This is a genomic window from Pontibacter arcticus (assembly GCF_003284895.1).
Lineage (GTDB): Bacteria > Bacteroidota > Bacteroidia > Cytophagales > Hymenobacteraceae > Pontibacter > Pontibacter arcticus.
The window spans coordinates 569,788-591,403 of record NZ_QMDV01000003.1 but is presented as its reverse complement, the minus strand read 5'-3'; the positions used below and the strand labels follow the sequence as shown (position 1 = coordinate 591,403).

20 protein-coding genes are annotated in these 21,616 nt (G+C 44.4%); 6 read left to right on the top strand and 14 right to left on the bottom strand.

Annotated features, from left to right (window positions below; all coding sequences use genetic code 11):
• The first annotated feature begins 212 nt into the window (after positions 1 to 212).
• The 4 genes from DP923_RS12065 to DP923_RS12050 all read left to right on the top strand — a co-directional run bounded on the left by DP923_RS12065 (position 213) and on the right by DP923_RS12050 (position 5,531).
• Entirely contained in the window at positions 213 to 2,111 is a 1,899-nt protein-coding gene (locus tag DP923_RS12065) for a tetratricopeptide repeat-containing sensor histidine kinase (protein WP_165838190.1), read from the top strand.
• Between the two features lie 135 nt (positions 2,112 to 2,246).
• Positions 2,247 to 4,238, top strand: a complete 1,992-nt coding sequence (locus DP923_RS12060) for an ATP-binding protein (protein ID WP_112306101.1) — start codon at positions 2,247 to 2,249, stop codon at positions 4,236 to 4,238.
• Between the two features lie 8 nt (positions 4,239 to 4,246).
• Positions 4,247 to 5,086 carry a thermonuclease family protein gene (locus DP923_RS12055; RefSeq protein WP_112306100.1) on the top strand — a complete coding sequence of 280 codons (840 nt, stop codon included), beginning with the start codon at positions 4,247 to 4,249 and terminating at the stop codon, positions 5,084 to 5,086.
• 37 nt (positions 5,087 to 5,123) lie between these two features.
• Positions 5,124 to 5,531, top strand: coding sequence for a hypothetical protein (locus DP923_RS12050; protein ID WP_112306099.1), 408 nt, complete (start codon positions 5,124 to 5,126; stop codon positions 5,529 to 5,531).
• Between the two features lie 41 nt (positions 5,532 to 5,572).
• On the opposite strand, the gene DP923_RS12045 is transcribed toward DP923_RS12050, so the two are convergent.
• Complete coding sequence (locus DP923_RS12045; protein WP_112306098.1) at positions 5,573 to 6,427, bottom strand: universal stress protein; 855 nt, start codon at positions 6,425 to 6,427, stop codon at positions 5,573 to 5,575.
• A 67-nt stretch (positions 6,428 to 6,494) separates the two neighbouring features.
• The gene (locus DP923_RS12040) at positions 6,495 to 7,556 is read right to left on the bottom strand and encodes a DUF6687 family protein (protein WP_165838189.1); all 1,062 of its coding nucleotides are present in this window, start codon (positions 7,554 to 7,556) and stop codon (positions 6,495 to 6,497) included.
• 143 nt (positions 7,557 to 7,699) lie between these two features.
• Between DP923_RS12040 and DP923_RS12035 the strand changes: the two genes are divergently transcribed.
• Entirely contained in the window at positions 7,700 to 9,187 is a 1,488-nt protein-coding gene (locus DP923_RS12035) for a nicotinate phosphoribosyltransferase (protein WP_112306097.1), read from the top strand.
• A gap of 25 nt (positions 9,188 to 9,212) precedes the next feature.
• Here the strand turns inward: DP923_RS12035 and DP923_RS12030 are convergent, their stop codons facing one another.
• Positions 9,213 to 9,506: an HNH endonuclease family protein gene (locus DP923_RS12030; protein WP_112306096.1), complete on the bottom strand. Its 294-nt coding sequence runs from the start codon at positions 9,504 to 9,506 to the stop codon at positions 9,213 to 9,215.
• 120 nt (positions 9,507 to 9,626) lie between these two features.
• Between DP923_RS12030 and DP923_RS12025 the strand changes: the two genes are divergently transcribed.
• On the top strand, positions 9,627 to 10,847 hold the full coding sequence (locus DP923_RS12025; protein ID WP_165838188.1) for an MFS transporter: 1,221 nt from the start codon (positions 9,627 to 9,629) through the stop codon (positions 10,845 to 10,847).
• On the opposite strand, the gene DP923_RS16725 is transcribed toward DP923_RS12025, so the two are convergent.
• From DP923_RS16725 to DP923_RS11975, 11 genes are all read right to left on the bottom strand, one after another.
• Positions 10,804 to 11,040, bottom strand: a complete 237-nt coding sequence (locus DP923_RS16725; RefSeq protein ID WP_165838187.1) for a hypothetical protein — start codon at positions 11,038 to 11,040, stop codon at positions 10,804 to 10,806. The genes DP923_RS12025 and DP923_RS16725 overlap by 44 nt on opposite strands.
• 13 nt (positions 11,041 to 11,053) lie before the next feature.
• Positions 11,054 to 12,553 carry a carboxypeptidase regulatory-like domain-containing protein gene (locus DP923_RS12020; RefSeq protein ID WP_165838186.1) on the bottom strand — a complete coding sequence of 500 codons (1,500 nt, stop codon included), beginning with the start codon at positions 12,551 to 12,553 and terminating at the stop codon, positions 11,054 to 11,056.
• Between the two features lie 203 nt (positions 12,554 to 12,756).
• Complete coding sequence (locus DP923_RS12015; RefSeq protein ID WP_112306094.1) at positions 12,757 to 13,275, bottom strand: hypothetical protein; 519 nt, start codon at positions 13,273 to 13,275, stop codon at positions 12,757 to 12,759.
• 204 nt (positions 13,276 to 13,479) lie between these two features.
• Entirely contained in the window at positions 13,480 to 14,367 is an 888-nt protein-coding gene (locus tag DP923_RS12010; protein ID WP_112306093.1) for a hypothetical protein, read from the bottom strand.
• Positions 14,368 to 14,602: 235 nt separating this feature from the next.
• Entirely contained in the window at positions 14,603 to 15,616 is a 1,014-nt protein-coding gene (locus DP923_RS12005) for a hypothetical protein (protein WP_112306092.1), read from the bottom strand.
• Between the two features lie 294 nt (positions 15,617 to 15,910).
• On the bottom strand, positions 15,911 to 16,732 hold the full coding sequence (locus DP923_RS12000; protein ID WP_112306091.1) for a hypothetical protein: 822 nt from the start codon (positions 16,730 to 16,732) through the stop codon (positions 15,911 to 15,913).
• A 301-nt stretch (positions 16,733 to 17,033) separates the two neighbouring features.
• Positions 17,034 to 17,852, bottom strand: coding sequence for a hypothetical protein (locus tag DP923_RS11995; protein ID WP_112306090.1), 819 nt, complete (start codon positions 17,850 to 17,852; stop codon positions 17,034 to 17,036).
• Between the two features lie 122 nt (positions 17,853 to 17,974).
• The gene (locus DP923_RS11990) at positions 17,975 to 18,721 is read right to left on the bottom strand and encodes a hypothetical protein (protein WP_112306089.1); all 747 of its coding nucleotides are present in this window, start codon (positions 18,719 to 18,721) and stop codon (positions 17,975 to 17,977) included.
• A gap of 208 nt (positions 18,722 to 18,929) precedes the next feature.
• Positions 18,930 to 20,324, bottom strand: coding sequence for a CsgG/HfaB family protein (locus tag DP923_RS11985; RefSeq protein WP_112306088.1), 1,395 nt, complete (start codon positions 20,322 to 20,324; stop codon positions 18,930 to 18,932).
• Positions 20,325 to 20,381: 57 nt separating this feature from the next.
• Entirely contained in the window at positions 20,382 to 20,810 is a 429-nt protein-coding gene (locus tag DP923_RS11980) for a curli production assembly/transport component CsgF (RefSeq protein WP_112306087.1), read from the bottom strand.
• A 27-nt stretch (positions 20,811 to 20,837) separates the two neighbouring features.
• On the bottom strand, positions 20,838 to 21,374 hold the full coding sequence (locus tag DP923_RS11975) for a CsgE family curli-type amyloid fiber assembly protein (protein ID WP_165838185.1): 537 nt from the start codon (positions 21,372 to 21,374) through the stop codon (positions 20,838 to 20,840).
• Between the last annotated feature and the right edge of the window lie 242 nt (positions 21,375 to 21,616).

Here is a 21,616-nt window from a genome sequence, read left to right as displayed (position 1 = left end):
CATCTCTATTTAATTCAATTCAGGTTTTACAATATAGATTCTTTAGTGCGTGATTAGCAACATGTTCTATTTAAATTAATAGGAATTAGACTACAATTTTCAGTATATTTGAGTATAATTTTTAGTTGATGAAATTCCTGCTGTTTATAAGCTGTCTTTTTGTTGTTTTTCAAGTCGGCGCTCAACCCAATCGTATAACAGAATTGCAAAAAATGCTCCAACGGACTACCGATCCGGAAGAGCAGATCAACCTTTTATGCGATATCAGTAAAGCGTCTCTTCCAGGTTCTCCTACCCGGTCGTTAGCCTATAGCATCAAAGCTATGAAGCTGGCTTCGCAGCACGATAATAAAAACGGATTGGCGCTGGCTTATAATAGAATGGGCATCGCTTACCATGTTTCCGGCAATATGCGTGAAGCCTCCAGGTACCTCTATAAATCCCTCGACCTGAGAGAACGGATCGGTGATTCTGTTGGAATGAGCTCCAGTTACAACAACGTAGCTATCATTCTGAACCAAAGCGGCGACCCGGAGAGTGCTATCAAACTTTACAATAAATCTATCCGGATTTCTGCAGCACTCGGCGACACAGCAGATATAGCCCGTACTTATCATAACCTTGGTGAGCTCTACCTGAAACTAAAAAAGTATGAGGATGCGCTTTACTTTGCAAAAAAGTCCATTGCCTTAAAAGAATTAATTAAAGCAGAAAATACCCTTTTCAATACACTGAACATTACCGGGACAATTTACAGACTGAAAGGAGATTGGAAGAAAGCCATACCTTACCACCAGCATGCCTTAAAAATAGCTGCAAAAACCGGATCCGGGTTAGATGATGCACTATCTTTAAACAACCTGGTACTGGCTTATATTGATGGGAAGAATTATGCTGAGGCTTTGCCGCTGGCTCAAAGATCGCTTAAAATAGCAAGTGACCTGAATGCACTGAGCGAAATAAACCAGGCGGCCACTAACCTTAATGTACTTTATACAAAAATAGGCGATTTTAAAAAAGCACATACCTATCTGGTAATGCATTTACAGTACAAAGACAGCATCCAGAATAGCGCTATCAATGCTGAAATGCACCAACTGCAGCTTGCTTACGAAAAAACGCATGCCGAGAAAGAGAACCTACTTTTAAAGGCCGAGCGTAATTTAAAAGACGAGCAACTGGAGCGGAATAAAGTTATTCAGATCTTCATCATTGTTCTTTTACTAACTGCGCTTGTAGCCGCTTTTGTTTTTTTCAGGGGCAAGCAACGCCTGCATCTGGTTAACAGGTTACTACTTGAAAACAGCAATACGTTAAGCAGCCAGAAAGAAGCGTTAACAAAGCAGGCAACCTTGTTACAGGTTCAGAAGCAGGAGCTCGAACGCCTGCACGCCGTGAAAGACCGCCTCTTCTCAGTTATAGCCCACGACCTGAAAGGGCCACTTGCTTCGTTGCAAGGTCTTTTAAAACTAGCTGCTATGGGCGCTGTGCCGGAAGCTAAGTTCAAAAGTTTTATGAGCACACTGGCCACTAGCCAGCAAAATGCGCTTTGGCTTTTAGATAATTTATTGGTTTGGGCTAAATCACAGATGCAGGGCTTTTCGTTTGTGGCAGTCGAATCTAGTTTATACGATCTGGCTCAGGAAAACATTATACTTTTACAGCCTCAAGCGCAGCAAAAAGGCATCAGTCTTGTTAATACCATTTCGGAAGATACAATCGTGCTGGTTGATACGGAGACCGTAAAGCTGATCTTCCGGAACCTGATCTCAAATGCCATCAAGTTCTGCAAATCCGGGGAAAGCGTAACACTGGCTGCCCAGCAACAGGGTGAGATGTTGTTAGTTTCAGTAAAGGATACAGGCATAGGCATAAAAAAAGAAGTGCTTGCGAAACTTTTCAGTAATACAAACTATTCCAGCAACGGCACTGCCAACGAAAAAGGAAGCGGGCTCGGCTTAACACTATGTAAAGAGTTTGTCCAACAGAACGGCGGCACCATCTGGGTAGAAAGTGAGGCTGGCATTGGCAGTACCTTTTATTTTACCTTACCGCTTACTCTTACACACGAAGCCATTGCATTGGAAGCGGTAGCAGCAGAGCTCATTTAATTTGCCTGTTACAGATCAATTCAATCAAAAATCTATTTATACTTTGCACTGAGCTAAAATACTTAGTCACAAAGTATAAATTTTACGAAGATCAGGATAAATGCTACTGCTGCATTTTAATAATAGAACCATTACATGAAATTCTTCCTTTATTTAGGTTTCTTTTTTCTTTCTTTCGTTGCGCTTGCCCAAAACCCGAAGATCAAGGGATTGGAAGCTCAGTTAAAAACTGCCACCACGCCCGAAGAACAGATTGAGCTTTACATCAAGCTGTCTAAAGAGTACCGAAATATCTCGTTCGAACAATCATTGGGTTATGCTAAAAAAGCAAAAGAGCTCGCCAAGCAAAATGGCGACAGCACTGCTTTATCGTCGGCGTTTAACAGCATAGGCGTAGCATATGATTTGTATGGCAACTATAGCAAAGCAACCAGTTACTATTATAAATCCCTGAGAATAAGCGAGGCTATCGGTGACTCTACCGGGATGAGTACCAACTATAATAACATCGCCAATATCTTCGACATCAGAAATGATATTCCTAAATCGATCGAGTACTATAATAAATCTCTGGAAATAGCGCGTGCTATAAAAGATACAGCTTCCGTTGCCCGTGCGATTATAAACCTAGGCAGCTCCTATCAATTGCTCGGCCAGAGCGATAAAGCCTTGTTTTATTTAAAAGAGGGCAGTCGCTTATATACCCTCGTTAAAAATGAGCAGGGCATTGTAATGAGTGCCAACAACCTCGGCTTTATACACTCTGAGCGCGGCGAATGGAAAACAGCGATTACGCAGCATAACAGGGCACTGGAACTGGCTACCAACTCAAACAATTACCTGGATGTTGCTTATTCGCTGAGTGGTTTAGCGGTTGCCAATTTTACCGGAAAGCAATACGACAAAGCGCTGCAATATGCCTTAGAGAACCTGCGGATTTTAAAGGAGCTGAACTCTAAGGATGAGATCCAGATTGCGGCGATGATTCTGAATGATATTTACCTTGAAAAAGGCGATTACAGGAAAGCACACGAGTACCTTACCTTACATAGCCAGTACAAAGACAGCGTTCATAATGCGGCTATTGATTTAAAGATTACAGAACTACAGCTAACTTACCGAAACGAGAAAGCAGAACAGGAAAACCAGCTTCTTAAAGTAGAACGCCGCCTTAAAAACCAGCAGTTAGAGCGAAATACCATTATCCAGGTATGTATACTTGCGCTCTTATTAATAGCGTGTATGGCAGCATTCGTATTCTTCAGAAGCCGCCAGCATTTACATGGCATTAACCAGTTGCTGATGCACAACAGTGTTATTCTGAGCCAGCAGAAAGCCGAGTTAACGGATCAGGCCAAACTTCTGAACGACCAGAAAGAAGAGCTTGAAAAACTGAACACCGTAAAAGACAGGCTGTTCTCTGTGATAGCCCACGATTTGAAAGGACCGCTGGTATCGTTAAAAGGACTTTTGCATATTGCCGCAACCGGCTCTGTACCGGAAGATAAATTTAAGATGCTGCTAGCCAAACTGGAAACAAGCCAGCAAAACGCCCTTTGGCTGCTCGACAACCTGCTGGTGTGGGCAAAAACCCAGATGCGTGGCATTGCTTTCAGGCCTAAAAATGTAACCGCGCATACCCTGGCGCAGGAAACTTTACACCTGCTGCAGCCACAGGCACAGCAAAAAAGTATTACGCTTCACAATAACATCGACGAAGCAGATGTAGTAACCGCAGACCCTGAAACCACAAAGATCGTTTTCCGGAACCTGATCTCGAACGCTATAAAATTTAGTTATACAGGCGGCGCTATTTCTTTAAATTCTGTGCGTATACCTGGTTACCTCGAGCTCTCTGTTACAGATGAAGGTGTTGGCATACAGCATGATGTAATAGATAAGCTTTTTGTAGCGCGTAACTACAGCAGTAGCGGCACCGCCAATGAGAAAGGAAGCGGCCTGGGCCTGGCTTTGTGTAAAGAATTTATCGAGCAGAATGGGGGCTTTATTTCTGTAGAAAGTAAATTCAGGAATGGGAGTACGTTTAAATTTACATTACCTTTAGCTGCTGATGCGGTTGATCAGCCTACCAAAACTCAACCTGTATTAGAATCTGAACTTTACTAACACGTTGTATGCGTTTTCTTACCGGCAAATTTGCACGTATACTTATACTTTTAAGTGTTTTATCCTGCGGAAAGAAAGACCAGAAATCGGCGCAGGAGCAATTCAGGGACAGGCAGCGCTCCATTGAGCAGCAAGCCCAACCACCTGTAGCAGAACAGGAAACCGATCCGGAAACAGTTGAGCCTACGCTTCCATCAGATGATCAAAAGCCCGCTACCACAGCCGGTGATAAAGTTGTAGCTGTAAAAGACGGCGACACCATTGAACTTCTGCAAAAAGGCAAAACAGTAACCGTACGCTTGTATGGCGTGGATGCGCCCGAAAAAACGCAGGATTATGGCCAAAAGGCAAAGCAGTTCGCTTCTGATCTGGTTTTTGGCAAGTCTGTTAGGCTTATTTCACACAACACCGATCGGTATGGGCGCACTGTTGGCACGATTATACTTCAGGATGGCCGAAGCCTGAACGAAGAATTAATACGCAACGGCTATGCCTGGCACTACAAAGCCTACTCCAAAGACAAGAACCTGGAAAACCTGGAGGCGGATGCGCGCAGATTTAAACGCGGGCTTTGGCAACAGCCTAACCCTACCCCACCCTGGGATTACCGCAAAGATAAGCGCTCAGGTAAACAGGCAGCCGCCGAAAAAGCCGAACGGGCTAATGCACCACTACCTGCCGGCGCAACCAAACGCCAGGTATATCTATGCGAAAGCACCGGCTCAACTGTTTACCATTTAAAAAAGGACTGCTCCGTATTAAAACGCTGCAAAACCAATACCCTCACTATAACAGAAGCACAGGCGATCCAAAAGTATAGCAGGCGCGCAGATAAAACCTGCAGCTAACGTATACTTGCTGATGCTATCCAATCATACTTGCTACATGAACCAACGACTTTCTATACTTACTGCAGTGCAACGCATACTTTTAGGCCTAACCATACTTTTGTTTTCCTGTAATCAGGAATCAGAATTGAAGGCTGAAAATGCGGAGGAATTAATTACTGATACGCTTCAGGCTGAAGTTGATACGGTAACATTAAGACCAGCGCCTGTCTTTTTTATCATTCCGGAAGAGTTGGACAAGCAGCGCGTCTGGATATGTGATGGAAGCAAAACAGAAGATGTGTTCCATGTAAAGAATGATTGCCCCAACTTAGTTTCCTGTAAAGGCAAGGGCACTTTCCGGAATATATCCATACACCGCGCTATCGAATATTTTGGCCGCTACAACTGCGATGTTTGCAGCAAAGACCTCGCTCATATTTTTGATGAGAACATGGTGAGATAAAAAAAGCCTCCTTTACTACAGGAGGCTTTTTTGTGTAACGTCTATTTTTTACCGTGCAAAACCAAAAGCGGAACCTCTGCTTGGTAAGTTAATTTTTCGGCCAGGCTCTGAGAGAACAATTCTTTTAGAAAGCCCTTCTCCCGTCTCAAAACCACCATCATATTGCCATTGGCTTTGCTGTAATAATCGCGCAGGCCATCGTCCCGGCGTTTGTTTACCACAACCTGGAAGCTAAGCGGCACCCCCGGAAATGACTCGTGAAGGTCATTTAAAACAGCGGCGTCCTTTTCCTCTATGGTTTCATCCGCTTCTTTTATAACATGTACCACATCAATGTCGGCGTTAAACAAACTGCCTAATTTTATTACTTCAGCAATGGCTAATTTGTCTTCCTGGTCATAATCTGAAGCGTAAATTATCTTTCTAAAAACGGGAGGCATTACGGCAGTGGTCGGTACAGATAAAACGGGGCTTTTTACCTCTTCCATCACTGCCTCGGTATTGCTCCCGATTAGCAGTTCTTCTACGGTATTATCACAGCCGGTGGTTCCCATAACAATCAGGTCATAACCCTGCTCTTTGGTAAGGTGCCTGGCCACATCGGTTAACAGCGCTTCTTTCACTACATAGTCGCAGGTAAAGCCTGCTGAATCAGTTGCCCCTACAACACTGTTTATCTGGCTGCACATGGCACTTAGTTTGTTTTCTGCGAAGCGCATTTGTTCGCTTAACAGCTCGCTTGCAACAAGTGCCGTTTCAGATGTATCCACAATCGGTAAGTGCACGACATGCAGCAATAAAAGGTGCGCGCCTGCCTGCTGTGCTATCGCAACGGCATAGGCTACTGCCTTTTCTGATGTATCGGAGAAATCTGTAGGGCAAAGTATCTTTTTCATGGTTTTAAGGTTGAGTGATGTCGTATTTAGCGTGATAAGGGCAGCACCTGTAAGTCTGGCCTACGCGTTAATCAGCCACTTTGCTGAGCGCTTTAATTTCTTTCCAGGTCCAGTTATACTTTGGCTTTAGGTGCTGGTAGGCCTGCCTGTAGTAAGTTACAATTATTTCTTTTAACGTGGAAACTGGTATCGAGGAAGTATAAATTTCGCGCTCTGTCGGGTTGTTATAGGCTTCTTCCCGGTTCAGGTTGGCCCCATCCAGGCGCAGCAGTGGCCCGGTTTCGGTTACGTTTTCAAAGGTCCAGGTACGGCCGGATGTTTCCAGTTGGTTGAGCCGGGCTGCAAGTTGGGCCATGGGTAAACGGGGCAAAGTAGGCCGCGTGGCAATGTCTACCCAGGTGGTATACTTATATTCCAGTTCATACTTGTTCTGGTCGTAACACATCAGCACCATATCAAAACCCTGCGTACGGCTGAATAACGCGTAATAATGCAGCGGATGCGGCGTTTCGATAACGATCAGGCCAATTTCCGGGAAGCGGCTCAGCTTGGTTTCGGGTTTGTACATATCGCGGTAGCCGAGCAACACACTGGCCACTTCGTCTTCCCAGGCGCCACGTTCCCAATCCGGGTCTTGCAGTACGTTGTTAAACTCTCTTAAAAAGTAACTGAATTTCTGGGCGCAAAGTATAACTTCGGCTTCGGGCAGCGTTTCCGCTCCAAAAGGCGGGTAAAACAACTCGCGCTCTTTTGCATTGATCCAGCACACCAGTTTCAGGGCTTCGCCGGCCAGCGGGTGGTTCAGGTCCAGCTCCCTGAAATCGCCGATCAGGGCCATCTGCCGCAACATTTCTTCGTGCTCCAACGCAAGCTCCGGGTTTAGCAAACTCCAGACACCGATAAAACCATCTATATCAAAATGATTGGCCGTTACAAATGGCAGCTCAAGTTCGGGTAATTGTAACCGGATGGCGTTGAGTACAATGGCAGCACTGGTATCGTCGCGGACGGCAGCCGGAGTTGGGGCACCACGCCAGTGAGACAGCATAAAACCATTCGGGTGGGTACTATCCACTACAATGGCTTTGTTAGTTTTTATGTCAGCAAAAGGTATAAACTTTCTTTTCATAGTGGCGCTAAAGGTAAAAATACGGCTAAACACTTACCAGTTTTAAAAGCGATTATTATCTGTGCCTCGATTTATACTTATACTTGCCATACTTTTTAACCATCTTTTACCGGCCCGCGTAACCAGAAACTTACATCAGCATTATGAAACTCCAGGATATTTATGCCACTTCGCTTTCGTTGCTCACCGACCTCTACCAACTTACGATGGCCTATGGGTATTGGCGCGAAGGCATGGCCGAGCAGGAAGCTGTGTTCCATTTATACTTTCGCAAAAATCCATTTCAGGGAGGTTATACGGTAGCTGCCGGCCTGGAACATGTAATTGATTACCTGGAAGAACTGCGATTCAGGGAAGAAGACCTTGCTTATCTCGGGAGCCTGAAAGATGCAAACAACGGCCCTTTGTTTGAAAAAGCGTTCCTGGATTATCTCCGCGAAATGGAATTTAGCTGCACCGTAGATGCCATTCCGGAAGGTACCGTTGTGTTCCCGAACGAACCGCTTGTACGTGTTACCGGTCCGTTGCTGCAGGCCCAACTCATCGAAACACCGCTGCTTACCATCCTTAATTTCCAGACCCTGATCGCTACCAAAGCGGCCCGCATTACGGATGCAGCTAAAGGCGATGCTGTTGTAGAGTTCGGAATGCGAAGGGCGCAAGGTATAGATGGGTCGTTGGCGGCTGCGCGCGCAGCGTTTATCGGTGGCGCTTCGGGTACATCTAATCTGCTCGCCGGCAAGTTATATGATATCCCCGTTAAAGGAACACACGCGCATAGTTGGGTACAGGCTTTTGCCACCGAAGAAGAAGCATTCAGGGCCTATGGCGAGGCTTTTCCTGTGGATTCTGTTTTCCTGGTGGATACATACAATACCTTGCAGGGCGTGCAACATGCCATCAATACAGCAATCAAACTAAAAGAAACGGGTTTCAAACTGAACGGCATCCGCCTCGATTCCGGGGACCTGACTTACCTGAGCGTTGAAGCCCGTAAGTTGCTGGATGCAGCCGGTTTTACTTATACCAACATTGTAGCCAGCAACGACCTGGATGAACACCTGATCACGAGCCTGAAACAAGAAGGCGCTAAAATAAATGTATGGGGCGTAGGCACCAAGATGGTAACAGCCTTCGACCAGCCAGCCTTGGGCGGCGTATATAAACTGGCAGCTTTGCGCAACGCAGCGGGCAACTGGGATTATAAGATCAAGCTTTCCGAGCAACTCGCCAAAACATCTACACCAGGCATTTTGCAGGTAAGGCGCTTTTTAAGTGAGAACGGAACCGCCGTAGCAGATATGATCTTTAACGAAGCAGAGCCATTGCCAACCGGAGATTTCGAGATCGTTGACCCGCTGGATATTACACGTCGCAAAAAACTGGCTGCTCAAATGCCTTATTCTGATTTGCTTGTGCCTGTTTTTAAAGCTGGAAAGTTGGTTTATACTTCGCCGGACCTGATCAGTATAAAAAAGAAAGTGAAAGAAGAAATAAGCCAGTTGCACGAAAGTATACGCCGTTTTGTAAATCCGCATACCTACCCTGCCGGCCTGGAGCAAAGCTTGCTACAGTATAAAACCGACCTGGTACTAAAGCTGCGTCAGCAAAAAACTACCTTCGAGTTCTAAAATTTATACTTCGGATCAGGCTACTTTAACGGTTTCGTCTGCCTCTTCGGTTGGCAATCCGTTCGAGGCGTTTATTTTTTACCCACCTGAGGTATTTCTGGAGCGGCTCCGCTTTTTGCAGCGCATCTACCGAGTTATATAAAGTGGCAAGTTCCTGGTTGGTCATCACTAAATGGATGGTGCTATGGCAGGGCTGGCAGAGTTCTGCGGTGGCACCATAACGGCCGCCTTCCTCGCGGGGAACTAGGTGGTGGCGCGACAGGCTATCAACTTCTCTGCCACATAACTCACAAATTAAATCCGTTTTCTGCCTGGCCATACCTGCACTATTTGCCCCTTTATTTTCTGAATGCGGTTGTCTTCTTCCTGAGAAAGAAACCTTTCGCTAAGTATAAAGTTTATACTTTTGCAATCTTCAAATTGTTTATACCTACTCTTTATGAATATAGAACACGATGCAATCGTGCCGAAAGTACAGATCCGGGAAGGGCTGCTCATTTTTGTGCTGGCAGCCATCAACTTCACCCACGTCATGGACTTTGTTATTATGATGCCGCTTGGCCCACAGCTTATGCGCGTTTTCAACATCACCCCGAAAGAGTTTGGGTTGCTGGTGTCTGCTTATACGTTTAGTGCCGCTATTGCTGGCTTTGCCGGCTCCCTTTTCATCGACCGCTTCGACAGGAAACATGCGTTGCTGGCTTTATACTTAGGTTTTAGTTTGGGTACGCTGGCGTGTGCCCTGGCGCCTACGTTTGGTTTGCTGATGCTGGCCCGTATTATTGCCGGTGGTTTTGGTGGTTTGCTTGGGGCCCTGGTTTTAGCTGTGATTGGCGATGCCATTCCGGAAAGCAGGCGCGGTGCGGCAACAGGTAAAGTTATGGCTGCTTTTTCGGTGGCTTCTATTGGCGGCATTCCGATTGGTTTATACCTGGCCAGCACAACCTCGTGGCATGCACCGTTTTTCCTGCTGGCCGGACTTAGTTTTCTGGTGTTGCTGTTTGCGGTCAAATATCTGCCAACTATGCGTGGCCACTTATCCAGCGCTACCGGCGAGAAAGGCTTTGTTATACTTCGGGAAATGCTTCAGAATAAAAACCTGCTGTGGGCCTCTACCCTTACCATTACGCTAACCATGGCTGGCTTTTTCGTGATTCCGTTTCTGAGCCCGTACATGGTTGCCAACGTTGGGTTTACGGAAGCTGAACTGAGTTACATTTACCTGTTTGGTGGTTTGGCAACTGTTTTCACATCGCAATGGGCAGGCCGTTTAGCAGATAAGTATGGCAAGCAACGCGTCTTTATTTTTGCAGCACTGGGTTCTATTCCGGCCATATTGGTTATCACAAACCTGCCGGCTATAGAGCATTATATAGTTTTGATGGTTTCTACGGTGTTCTTTGTGTTTTTTGGGGCGCGTTTTGTACCCGCCATGTCGCTTATCACATCCAGTGTTACGCCTCGCTTAAGAGGCAGTTTCATGAGTATCAACTCTTCGGTGCAGCAGTTGAGTGCGGGTATCGGTTCTTTTGCTGCCGGCCTTATCGTAACCGAATCTGCCAGCGGGCAATTGCAGCATTTTAACTGGGTGGGTTACATTGCCTGCGGTATTACACTTATCGCGATCTGGGTGGTGCGCTACCTGAAAACCGTAGGATAACTGCAGAAAAGTATAAAACGAAGTATAAAACGAAGTATAAAACGAAGTATAAAACGAAGTATAAAACGAAGTATAAAACGAAGTATAAAACGAAGTATAAAACGAAGTATAAAACGAAGTATAAAACGAAGTATAAAACGAAGTATAAAACAGAAAAGCCGCTTTCCAGCGGCTTTTCTGTTTTATACTTCAAAATGCGTTAGTTGTTATTTCCACTCCGGCATCGAGGCGTTCGAGAAAAGTTTCACGCGGTTCTTGCCATCCAGCGCATCTACCATCCAGATATCCATTTGGCTGATACCATCGTTTGAGGTATTCACGAAAATAATCTTGGAGCCATCCGGAGAAAAACGTGGGTAAAGGTCGTTGGTACCGGCCGGTTTGTTAGCCGAAATATCAATTACACCGGAGCCATCCAGCTTCTGAACAAAGATATGCGCATTCAGCTGTCGTCCTTCCTTTGATTCAAATCCATCAATATCGCGGGTGTACACAATGCTGTTTCCATCTATAGAATAAGACGGGCTTTCGATGCGGCCTGGCAGGTTGTTTACCACCAGTTTCATATCAGAGCCATCGGCATTCATCGTATAAATTTCAGAATCGTTTATGTTGGAACCGATCGTTTGTACTACTATTCTGTTAGTTTGAGCAGACCAGTCGATCATTCGGAAGTGGCGGTTGGCAGGTGCTTTTGCCAACAGACGCAGGTTTGCTCCGTCGCTATCGATGCGGTACAGGTTATCATAGTTCGCATACACCAGATAGCCACCATCCGGAGACCAGGCAAAACCAATACCTAAGTTGTGATAACCCGCTACCGGTACCGTTGTGATCTGGCGCTTATCGGCACCATTACGGCTCATGATCCAGATCTGAGGATCCAGGGTTACATTTGATGAATACGCTATTTTATCGCGGCGCGGGCTGATAACCGGCCACCATTCGCGGGCAAAAGAAGACGTTAATTTAAATATACCAGCCTCGGTGCCGGTGGAGCTGTAAATATCATAGTTGCCATCCACAGCGCGCGCGAATAAGTAGCGGGTATCTGGCAACGGCAAAGTAGAGAAGCTCCATACCGGGCCATTAGTTAAGCCGCCAATTTCATCTGTTGCCACAACCTGCCATAAGTATAAAGTACCGTACTTCAGGTCGGTGGCTACAAAGCTGGTATCAGTTAGGCCCTCGGCTAATTTTTTTTTTTGCGTTGCGCCCGGCTCGTACAAAAACACATCGTAGGTAAGCGGGTCTTTGTCCGGGTCGGTGCCTTGCCACTTAAGCGTTACAGTGGTTGGCTGGTTGGTTGCATCTACTGCCGGCGATGGTTTGGCTGGCAGGTTTGGTACGCTGTTGGTATCTTTTGAGCGCCCTAATACAATCGTGATCTGCTTTTGCTTGCCATCCATTACAGCTACACTTACAGCTTCGGTTTTATAGCCATTCTTTTTAGCGCTCACATTGTAGTCGCCGCCGGGTATGCCATCCAGTAAAAATTTACCGGCAGCATCTGTTACAATGGCTGTAGTGGCTGGTGTGGTGGTTATACTTGCTGCCGGGATGGGCTCTCCTGTTTCTGCGGTAATCACCGTTCCGGCTATAGATCCTTCGCCCATCGGTTCGACGGTATCTTCGTTGCAGGAAACTAAAATGCCAAAAAGCAATAAAAAAGAAACAAGCTTGAAAGGCAAAGCTGTTTTAAACATGGGCCAAAGTTTAAAGAACATAATCGTAAAAAAGCCAACCTGATCAGGCAGCCAAAGAAAGTATAAATAACGTAAATTCTAAGACAACTCGGTATAGCAAGATAACCAATATATAGTTATCCAACCATATATTTTAAATATTATCTGCAAAAAGCTAAAAAAGTGTCGGAATAGTAGAAGAAATAAAAAACTGAGGCCTCCGGTTAGTTGTTGATGTGACCATTCTGAATGGTAATGTTCATGCCGTTACCTTGCTGTGTAATCTGAACAGGTACGGCTGTGGCGCTGTTTTCGATCTGGATCAGCTCGTTGTTGTTTCCAAGCTGCGATACCTGTATTTTCTGGTTATCGGAAAGTATATCCTGTACCAGGCGGTTGTTGTTACCATCCTGCAGCACATTGCTTTGGTTATTAGAGCCTATAAAGTATCCTTCGTAGGAGTTGCCATTTCCTTGCTGCGTCAGGTTAAGCGTATTAGCCGCTCCTAGCTGCTGTACGATAACATGGTTATTTGCCCCTCTTTGCGAAAGAATAGCTGCATTGGAACCGGTCTGTTGCCTGATAGTTTGATTTTGCTCTGTAACAGAGGTAGCTTCCTGGCGGATATACGAACTCTCGTTATTCACCTGTTTTAAAAGCACATCTTCAGAAGAACTGCTCTGGGCCTTCGTTTCAGTGAAACACAGACCGAGTAAAAGTAAGAGGCTGTAGAAGGCTTTCATAGTTCTTTGTTTTTACAGATTTTAATTTAAATAAAATCTGGGGTAAAAGCAATTACTTCTTTTACCCCAGATTTTGTAAAATGTTATACTTCAGTTGTTTTAAATAAGTAACCAAAGCAGAACCTGTCATTTTTCATAACTACTTTAAGATATGCAGCCTTTAAAATAACATGTGCCCCGGCGCTACTTAGTAAACTCCTGGTATTAGTTATACTGCAATGATAACACACTGTTACCATTACCTGTTTGTGTAACCGTAGATCTGTGGCTATCACCTGACTGTAATTGGCCAGCGTAGTTCGTATTACCTGTTTGTGTGATAGAGGCATTATTCATATCGCCATACTGCTGAAACTGCTCAGTATAGTTACCATTGCCTGTCTGTACAGCAGTAGCGATGTTAGACTCGCCGATAGCCTGCTGCTGCTCTGCGTAGTTGCGGTCACCTGACTGCGTAATTTCAGCAATGTTTTCGTAAGCATCCAGGAACTGCTGCTGAGAAGCCTGATTTCTGTTACCTGTCTGAACAATACCAGCCACGTTAAAGGCACTTCTGTCAGTCTGCTCCTGGCCGGCGATGTTTCTGTCGCCAGTTTGCTCAATAGAAAGTATGTTTTGCTGGCTCAGGTTGCTTTGGTATTGCTGGGCGTCATTGCCAACCCCAGCTTGTGATGTTACAGCCACGTTATCCCATGACCCTAACCCCTGATACTGAAAGGCAGCGTTTTCAGATCCTGTCTGAGAAATGGAAACTAAGTTATCATAGCTATTATCCTGCTGGCTCTGCTCTGCATAATTATTAGATGCAGCAGCTCCAACACCTTGCTCTATTAAAGCAATATTGCCCTCTGCTCCACCGTTTACACCGCCCGCCTGCGTCTGGTAAGCAATGTTATCGTCGCCAATTTGCTCTATTTCAGCAGTGTTCAGATTACCTGTCTGGATTATTTCCGAAACGTTTGCTGCACCAGTCTGGCTTACAGTTGCTTCGTTAGCAGTTCCGGTTTGTGTTACGATGTTTTGGTTACCCTGTGCAAAAGCGGCTCCTGAAACAAGTACAAAGGCAGCAGCGAAAAATAAATTCTTTTTCATGATTAGTTATAAGTTAAGGGTGATATAGCTTTTTGCTTTAAGTTATACTTCATCAACAAAGCTGCTGTAAGTATAAAGTAACTGGTGTAGATGATGTTGCAGAGAAAAATATTGTCTGGATCGGGCAAAAGTGGTATACTTTATTGCGAAGCTTGTTTTAAATAACCTGAGCCTTCTCTGTAGTAAATACCAAAGGCACTTATTACGGAGCAGGCCCGGATTATAAGCAAAGAAATTAGTTTCCTTGTGTTACAGTAGATGTGTTAAACGAACCTGTCTGGGTTACAGTAGAAACATGGCTTGTGCCAGTCTGCGTTTGATAAGACAAGTTGCTATTGCCATCCTGGGTTAACGTAGCAGTCAGGTCACCACCGTTTCTTTGCGTCTGGAAGCCTCTGTTGCTATCACCAGTCTGCGTAATAGTAGCTTCATTGAACAGACCACTTAATGAGCTCTGCTCCTGACGGGCATAGTTATAATCACCAGTCTGCGTGATAGTAGCTACGTTAGCAAGACTAATCAATTCCTGGTACTGATAGGCATCGTTTATATCTCCGGTCTGAGTGATTGTAGCTTCGTTAAGAGCAGAGATGCCTCTCTGATACTGGAAGCCGTAGTTCCAGTAACCTTCCTGCGTAACTGTAGCCATGTTACCAAGAGAAACATTGGTTTGCTCCTGAGCAGCATCGTTACGATCGCCGGTCTGGTCGATATAAGCCTGGTTAGAACCGCTTACATCAGACTGATCCTGATTAGCTAAGTTGCGGGTACCATCCTGAACGATCTCAGCAAGGTTGTAATCTGAACTTGCCTCCTGGTATTGTGATGCTCTGTTGTTATCTCCGAACTGCCCAATAAAGGCCTCGTTGTTCCCGCTATTGATAACCTGGCTTTGCAAAGCATTATTGTTATCACCTACTTGCATTACATCGGCAACGTTGCTTGTTGCATTGCCACCCTGCTGCTGATAAGCTATGTTACTGGCACCTTCCTGATCAACGGTAGCTTCGTTATTGTAGGCACCCTGGATCTGAACGATCTCAGATTTGTTATCAGTACCAAGCTGATCAACAATTGCGTTGTTATTATCATTCGTCTGATCAACAGCAGAATAGTTTCTTGCGCCAGTTTGCGCTACTTCTGCATTATGGTTTGTACCAGACTGGTTTACTGTGTTTGTGTTACCTTGAGCAACAGCTGCGCCAGCGAACAGCATGAAAGCTGCAGCAAAGAATAGATTTTTTTTCATTTTGGTTTGATTTAAGATTTTATACTTAAGTTTTTTCTTAAAATTGTTATAACCATTGCTATAACAAGTAAGCGTAAGTCTTAAAGAAAGGAAATGGAAAGAAAACTCCGCTGATAGATAAAATACAGCAACAGAAAAAGAGCGTATTGATAGTTGGTTTTTTTATCAGAATAATAACTTTTTTATTCTGATTCACTAACTAGATGGAGATAGTACTTACCCAAATCAGCCGGACTTACCCGTAATTAATACCACAAGGGTAAATACGGCGCAAGCCCGGCTTATTGAAATATATTAGTTGTTGCTCTGTGTAACAGTAGCAGTATTATGGTTACCGTTCTGGGTGATCGTGCTCAGATGGCTAGCACCTGTCTGAGAAATAATACCTTCGTTCATGTTGCCACTCTGTATTACAATACCATCATTGAAATTACCATCCTGGCTAACAAGTGCATTGTTATCATTCCCAAACTGGTCAACTTTAGCATAGTTATCGCTACCAGTTTGTCTTACTCCTAGATCAGCAGCAGACCACTTTCCAGAACCAAGATTGTTACCATTACCATCCTGATCAACATCAGCATCGTTTCTGTTTCCGTCTTGCTTCACATAAGCTTCGTTTGAATTACCTATCTGATCGATAGCAGCAGTATTACGGCCACCACCTCTTTGCTCTATAAAAGCGATGTTGTTGTTACCTTCCTGGTAGGTTGTGGCTATACTTTTAGTATTATTACCTAAGCCAGCCTGCAGAATCTGAGAAGCGTTATTGTTACCATCCTGCTCCTGGAAACCGTAATTATCACTGTTATAAACATCAGCAACTGCTGAGTTATTATTACCTACCTGTATCTGCGTGTGGTCATTCGTATTTGGAGGGGTGTCATAAGAAGAATTCTGGTTAATTCTTGCTGCGTTATTTACACCATCCTGGTTTTGCATAGCAGTATTTCCGTTTCTAACCTGAGTAGTCGAAGCAGTGTTGTTCTTACCTACCTGCGTTATCAACGCATCATTGTCATTTCCTGTTTGAGTTGCAGTACCTGTATTGCCTTGAGCATAAGCTGCTCCTGCAAATAGCATGAAGGCTGCAGCAAAGAATAGATTCTTTTTCATTTTGATTGGTTGAAATAGTTTAAGATGATTTACATTGTAAATATACAAACTTTTTCAAACATTATTATAAAATAGTAAATTAATTTTAAATAATTTTATTATTAATTATACTTTAAAGGTAAATTTAAATATAAAACCCTATATACCAATTACTTATATTAAAATATACCAATTTATAATTCCATCATCAAACATTATCTTCTTTAAATTACACCCATAATCTATTAAAAACCCAGGAGCATATTTTGTCTGCAAAATATGCTCCTGGGTTTTTAGTAACCAGATCAACTGAATCTAAAACTTAATTGTTGCCTTGCGTGATGAGGATACTGTTGTTATTTCCGATTTGCTCTGCTAAGGAAGTATGATGTGCGCCTGTTTGAGTGACCATGGAAGTATTATCGTTGCCCGTCTGGATTACATGGGAAATAAGCTTATCTCCAGTTTGAACCTGTGTTGATGTGTTTCTGCAACCGTCCTGGTTTAAGGTAGCTTTATTATAACCCGTATAAGAAACCTGTTCCTGCTTCCCGAAGTTATCATCGCCTTCCTGCAGAATAATTGCTTCATCATTAAAGGAAAAATATTGGTTTTGGAGCGCCGTATTATCGTCGCCCTTTTGCGAAATGCGCATATAGTTTCCTACTGTCTCGGCTACCTGTACCTGTTCGGCTTTATTTCCGGAGCCCTGCTGTGTTAAGTAAGCTTCGTTCCCATACCCGAAGCCGCCCTGCCGCTGTACTGCCTGGTTGTTATTTCCTTTTTGTTCTATAGTAGCTATATTTTTTCCACTTTCCCCTCCCTGGTATTGATCAGCCTCATTAAAATTACCTGCCTGTTTAATTGTAGCCACATTATCACGGGCTGAAGCAGACTGATCTATTGACACTTTGTTAAAATCTCCATCCTGCATCACGTTAGCCAGATTGTCGTCTGAGCCTCCGTAATACCCGGATTCATCTGGCAACTGAGTAATAACAGTGTTGTTATACCGGCCTATCTGCTCAATCTGCACAATAAGGTTTCCACCATCCTGCTCTACTATATTAGTGTTGTTCTGGGCAACAGCATTGCCAGTTAGCAGCAGAAATGCCGCGCTTAAGGTTACATTGTTTTTCATAGCGACAAGAAGTAAAAGGTTGAAACATAGTTTATCTAGTTTAGGGTGCGTTGCATTTAACTAAGCGCCGCATCAGCCCCCCACTTATAAATCTGGGGCAATAAACTGATGCGGCAACTTTATTAGTTGTTTTTCTGCGTTATGGTTACGGAGTTATTTTGGCCGGCCTGGTTAATGCTGGCATTGTGTTTAGTACCTAGCTGGGTAACCGTTGAAGTATGATTCGTTCCCTCCTGAATCTGTCTTGATTGATTATAATTTCCTTCCTGAATAAGTATCGCGATATTACCACCGTCAGCATTTTCCTGTCTTTGGTAACCATCATTAAAATCTCCGGTCTGGGAAATGGAGGCGTTGTTTAGGGAAGTGGAATTGAGTTGATGCTGTTCGGCTGTATTATCATTTCCTGTTTGAGTTACAACGGCTAAGTTTCCATCTGTTAATCCTGACTGGTGCTGCGTGGCATCATTGTTATTACCAATCTGTGTAATGACAGCATAGTTGTCGGTGCTTCCATCGACCTGTGTATGGCTGGCCTTGTTTAGCTGCCCTACCTGCACAATCAAAGCTACGTTCCCGCTGCTTTCATCTGATTGCTCTTGCTGTGAGCTGTTATCCAAACCTATCTGGATAGTAGTTGCTGAATTATCGCTTGAGCCGTTGCTCTGATTTACGACAGCTTCGTTGGCGGTGCCAAGCTGCGTTACTTCAGCAGTGTTATCCGATGACATGGCACCTGTTTCGCCTTGCTGTGTCACCTCAGCTTTGTTTTCGTCTCCACTCTGGCTGATTGAATTGGTGTTATTTTGCGCAATGGCTGCACCCGAAAACAATAATAAACCTGTTGCAATTAGTATGTTCTTTTTCATAGCTGGTACTTTAGGGTTGATAAGTAAATTTTTGTATTTCTCTTTGAATACGGATTTACACTTAAATGGTAGTCAGGTAATTAAACATTTTAAGGATATTCTCCTGTACAGAAAGCCAAGCGACCTCCTGCCAACTTTCTGAAACAGGCATAAAACGACAAAGGCCGGAAGATCCGGCCTTTGTCGTTTTACAAGTATGAATTGCAGCTTATTTAAATAAACCCAGGTAGTAGGTAATCCCGATTTTCCCGCCCCAGTAATAATCATTAAAGCGGCCTCTCTCTACCCCATCCAGCTTATCGCTGAACAAGTATGAACTCGAAACCACAGCCTCCAGGCCCAGGCGTTTAGTTGCCAGGTATTCGAAACCAAGACCGGCTTTTACATAAGGCTCCAGGTTCGAGAAGGAAATATCACCAAATGTTTTACCACCGGATAGCATGCCTGCACCTGCCTGAATGAATGGCGTGTAGCGGTATTTTGGAAACAGGTTATAATTAAGGTTCAGCTCCGAAAAAGCAATCCTGTTTTTAAAAGAACGGAAAGTAGCCAGTTCTCCGGCCCCTACCCGAATATCAAAGGCTAAGTTGCTGCCTGTATTAAACCGGATGCCCGCTTCTCCCATCGGGGCCACCTGCGGTTTGGAATAGTCGCCGTTGTAGCGAAGGCCACCTGCTGCCACGCTTAAACCAACTCTGCCACGGCGTGCAGCAGACAAATGGCCGTGTATATCTGTGTTGGCAATATCTACTTTTTCCTGCTGATATTCTTTGATGATCGGGTGTTCAGCATCTTTCGGGTCCTTTAAGCGCCAGAAGCCTGCCTGTATGCCTTCCACTACCATACTTTGCACAGCTTTATCAATGGCTTCCTTCACCGCAATCTCGGAAGGCTCGTTATAGGTAAAACCTGCTTCAGCCTCTAACAACCGCTTGAACTTAACATACCTGAAAAGGCCCACATCCACTGTCTGGGAAAGTATGGTTTTGGAAGTATAAACTGTTTTCAGGATTTCGCCTGTTCCCGTTGAGATGGCACGCAGGTAAACGGTTACTTTATCTTCGCGGTACTGGCCTGAGCCACCTGCGCCAAAATAACGCAAACCGGCACCACCAGTTATCACATTGGCATCATACGAAATAATCCCACCCTCCAAAATGATCCCGGCAAAAAGCAGCGAAGGCAAACCCGGCTCTTTTTTACCTGTCATGGCTTCGGCTTCTGCTCTTGTAGAGCGTATAATTTTGCGTTCGTTCAGGAGGTTGCCCAGGTTCTCGCGCTCTATCGGCGTAAACCAACCAGACTCTTCCAGCGATTTAAGCAAGATGGTAGTGGTACCCTGCGTAACGGCTGTAGACCAGCTGGCCCCGTTAGCAGATGGTTTATACTGGCCGGTCTGGTCGCGAAATTTGTAGACAGCAGCTACTACTTTTTGCTGAGGCGCCGGCAGATTTACCAGATCTTCGTTACCGGGTGCCGCCACGCCAAGCGATGCCCGTGAAGTTTGTACCGGCTGGCTCATAAAGGGTGCACAACCAAATAAAGTTGCTACAAAAGCTAAAAGTATAAATGTATTCGTTTTACCAGAAAAAGGATTTACCATGAGAAAGGGCAGGTATACAGGGTATTAGGAAGAGGCAAGTAAAAATCTAGGCACAAATTAAAAGAATGGAACCGTTACGGTTGTCTGGTTGCCCGTGCCGGTATCTACAATTACAATGTTCACACCACCTGACCCTTCCGTTACTTCAATCTCATAGTTACCGATCACATAGCTGCCCGGCTCCAGCGCGCCTTCACCAAACTGGGAGGTAACTAGTTGCCTGGAAAGCTGGCTCAGGATCTGGCGGTTCAGGTTTTGTTCAAAATCGGCTAAAGGGTCGCGGGAGGCAGCGCCGCCGGTTACAGCATTCGGGTCTTTCAGTTTATCCTGCGATGTAGCCGAACTTTGCATCCACTGGTAGTTAAATGTTTCGCCACCAAAAGCAGGGTTTTTAGGTTGGTAAGTAAAATCCTGTGCTTGTGCACTTTCTGCCCCAGGTAACAAGTATAAAACAATGGCCAGTAACAGGTAAACAAACTTTTTCATGGCAAGTATAATTTTAAGTAGCTGTTTTTAAAATACTTCACGGGCATTTTTGCCTTCGGCTTCCAGTTGCCTGCTTATCTGGTCGTTCACTAAAGCCTCGTAAATAACACCTGTAGCATAAATGGCAAGTTCTTCTATAATATCATAACGCGGCTGCAGGTTTTGCTCAAACAGATCGGTATCATTCAGCGATACGGTAATGATGGCACCGTTTCCGCGTGCAGGCTTCTCTTTTATCAGGATCGTAAAGTTTTTAGCTGTGACAGGGGCCTCCCATTGCATGCTAAAAATCTGGTAAAAATCACGGCCAATCTTTGTGATGGTCTCGTCTACAATCAAACCGTCAATTTCCAGGTCGGCGGAGTTGCGAACCGGCTGCTCTACAAACTGGTTAAGTTTCTCGAATGCCTGCTGCGAGTTCTCTGTATCTTTCTCTACAGAGTCCTGCACTACGTTAGCCTTGGTAGCACTACTGGCTTTCTGGGCATAACTTTGGGAAAGGCAGATCCAGAAAAGGAAAAACGTCAGGTAACCGATCCTAAATAAATGCTTTTGTATTTTCATGCTGCCAGTTGCTTTCCGCATCAAAACATTAAGATACTATTATATAGTGTTTAAACTTCACTTCAATAAAAAATTAATTTTATTATAAGTAAGTTATAAAAATATAGGCTATTTAGAATATTTATAGCATATTTCAAATATATTTTTTAAAAAATATTTGAAATAGTTAACAAGTAAAGCAGGCAGTTAACTTCTTGGTAGTATAAGAACGCTTAAAAGAATAGACAGGAGCGGATAACGAA

Bases quoted from the DNA above. Each gene is read 5' to 3' on its own strand.
- DP923_RS12065 (WP_165838190.1), top strand. From the start codon at position 213: ATGCTCCAACGGACTACCGATCCGGAAGAGCAGATCAACCTTTTATGC.
- DP923_RS12060 (WP_112306101.1), top strand. From the start codon at position 2,247: ATGAAATTCTTCCTTTATTTAGGTTTCTTTTTTCTTTCTTTCGTTGCG.
- DP923_RS12055 (WP_112306100.1), top strand. From the start codon at position 4,247: ATGCGTTTTCTTACCGGCAAATTTGCACGTATACTTATACTTTTAAGT.
- DP923_RS12050 (WP_112306099.1), top strand. From the start codon at position 5,124: ATGAACCAACGACTTTCTATACTTACTGCAGTGCAACGCATACTTTTA.
- DP923_RS12045 (WP_112306098.1), bottom strand. From the start codon at position 6,427: ATGAAAAAGATACTTTGCCCTACAGATTTCTCCGATACATCAGAAAAG.
- DP923_RS12040 (WP_165838189.1), bottom strand. From the start codon at position 7,556: ATGAAAAGAAAGTTTATACCTTTTGCTGACATAAAAACTAACAAAGCC.
- DP923_RS12035 (WP_112306097.1), top strand. From the start codon at position 7,700: ATGAAACTCCAGGATATTTATGCCACTTCGCTTTCGTTGCTCACCGAC.
- DP923_RS12030 (WP_112306096.1), bottom strand. From the start codon at position 9,506: ATGGCCAGGCAGAAAACGGATTTAATTTGTGAGTTATGTGGCAGAGAA.
- DP923_RS12025 (WP_165838188.1), top strand. From the start codon at position 9,627: ATGAATATAGAACACGATGCAATCGTGCCGAAAGTACAGATCCGGGAA.
- DP923_RS12020 (WP_165838186.1), bottom strand. From the start codon at position 12,553: ATGTTTAAAACAGCTTTGCCTTTCAAGCTTGTTTCTTTTTTATTGCTT.
- DP923_RS12015 (WP_112306094.1), bottom strand. From the start codon at position 13,275: ATGAAAGCCTTCTACAGCCTCTTACTTTTACTCGGTCTGTGTTTCACT.
- DP923_RS12010 (WP_112306093.1), bottom strand. From the start codon at position 14,367: ATGAAAAAGAATTTATTTTTCGCTGCTGCCTTTGTACTTGTTTCAGGA.
- DP923_RS12005 (WP_112306092.1), bottom strand. From the start codon at position 15,616: ATGAAAAAAAATCTATTCTTTGCTGCAGCTTTCATGCTGTTCGCTGGC.
- DP923_RS12000 (WP_112306091.1), bottom strand. From the start codon at position 16,732: ATGAAAAAGAATCTATTCTTTGCTGCAGCCTTCATGCTATTTGCAGGA.
- DP923_RS11995 (WP_112306090.1), bottom strand. From the start codon at position 17,852: ATGAAAAACAATGTAACCTTAAGCGCGGCATTTCTGCTGCTAACTGGC.
- DP923_RS11990 (WP_112306089.1), bottom strand. From the start codon at position 18,721: ATGAAAAAGAACATACTAATTGCAACAGGTTTATTATTGTTTTCGGGT.
- DP923_RS11985 (WP_112306088.1), bottom strand. From the start codon at position 20,324: ATGGTAAATCCTTTTTCTGGTAAAACGAATACATTTATACTTTTAGCT.
- DP923_RS11980 (WP_112306087.1), bottom strand. From the start codon at position 20,810: ATGAAAAAGTTTGTTTACCTGTTACTGGCCATTGTTTTATACTTGTTA.
- DP923_RS11975 (WP_165838185.1), bottom strand. From the start codon at position 21,374: ATGAAAATACAAAAGCATTTATTTAGGATCGGTTACCTGACGTTTTTC.